Raw genomic sequence first — 1,119 nt, forward strand, 5'->3', positions numbered from 1 at the left:
TCCGCTTCCTTCAGAAATCCGATGATCTGCTCTTCCGAATACCGCTTCTTCACGTCCGACCTCCTGGGGTCTTGGGTCGGACTCTAAACCACGGTGCTACTCAATTTTGGGGTAACGTCGGATCAAGGATGAAAACTCAAATTGAAAGGAGCATAAGGATGCTATCGACCTCATTAAGGATTTTCGCCATCTTGTTGTTGTCCGTCGGATCGGCGAACGCCGCTATCGTTTGCAACGGCGTCGTCAAGGTCAACAATGATTTTTATCTGGCCACGCAGGCAGGGCCAGTAGTTCATCGATTCACGATGGATGGATCGCCGAAGTCAGGGCCAGTTGTGTCTCAGGATGGTACCAAGGTGGCATACATGTCGGATGAGGCCCAACAAATTCTTTCTGTCGCCAATTCCCAAGGAGTTATCGGTAGGTTCTCCCCCGCGGCGCCTAGCGATGATGTAAATGGTGCTACGGACATCATGGACATTTCTTGGGCGAATAACTCACTGCTACAGGTCCGCCGCCATCTCGGCCCCCGCGCCGCTATATTCGACCACTACACTATCCCATCGAGCATGGTCCCGGGGCCGACGACCTTGAATCCAACGTACGGTCGAATTGGCGGGTCATACTGCTCTATCGCAAGGATTACGAACTATGCCGCCTGCATGGATGAGGGCACAGTTCGAGTTGTGAATGATGATGTGTACCGGGTTTCGGGCTACGCAGGAAAGACCCCGATCCAGTCCGTCGTTATTCCGGTTGGCGCCACAGGCACCGTGCCGGGAATTTCAGATCTCCAGATTAATCCGACCAGCATTTCCGGCGGATTCACCCTGAAGATCACCTATGGCGGTGGCACGACCTCCGTCCGCATCCCTATTGGAGGGCTGGAGGAAGTCGTCGTTGATGAGGTCCGTTATGGCTTGGCGCCGAAACTGGCCTCCGGCGGCGTGCGGATTGATGTTCTCGAGAATACATATGGCATTTCTCAGGAGGCCCTGGTGTTGGCGCGCAGTAAGAATTGACCCACCCAAGAGGCAAGTGCGCACTGAAATTTGACCCACGTTAATCGGTACTCTGGCGATTTTCTCGCCAGGGATGACCAGGAGTGATTAGCGTGGA

At 54.2% G+C, this 1,119-nt stretch carries 1 protein-coding gene; it reads left to right on the plus strand.

Going from position 1 to position 1,119, the window contains the following annotated elements:
* Window positions 1–158: 158 nt before the first annotated feature.
* On the plus strand, window positions 159–1,022 hold the full coding sequence (locus QT386_RS23130; protein WP_289276120.1) for a hypothetical protein: 864 nt from the start codon (window positions 159–161) through the stop codon (window positions 1,020–1,022).
* Window positions 1,023–1,119: the final 97 nt, after the last annotated feature.

The sequence above is a fragment of the Solimonas sp. SE-A11 genome (genome assembly GCF_030345715.1).
In the GTDB taxonomy this organism is placed as follows: domain Bacteria; phylum Pseudomonadota; class Gammaproteobacteria; order Nevskiales; family Nevskiaceae; genus Solimonas_A.

Coding starts and splice junctions, on each gene's coding strand:
- QT386_RS23130 (WP_289276120.1), top strand. CDS start 159: ATGCTATCGACCTCATTAAGGATTTTCGCCATCTTGTTGTTGTCCGTC.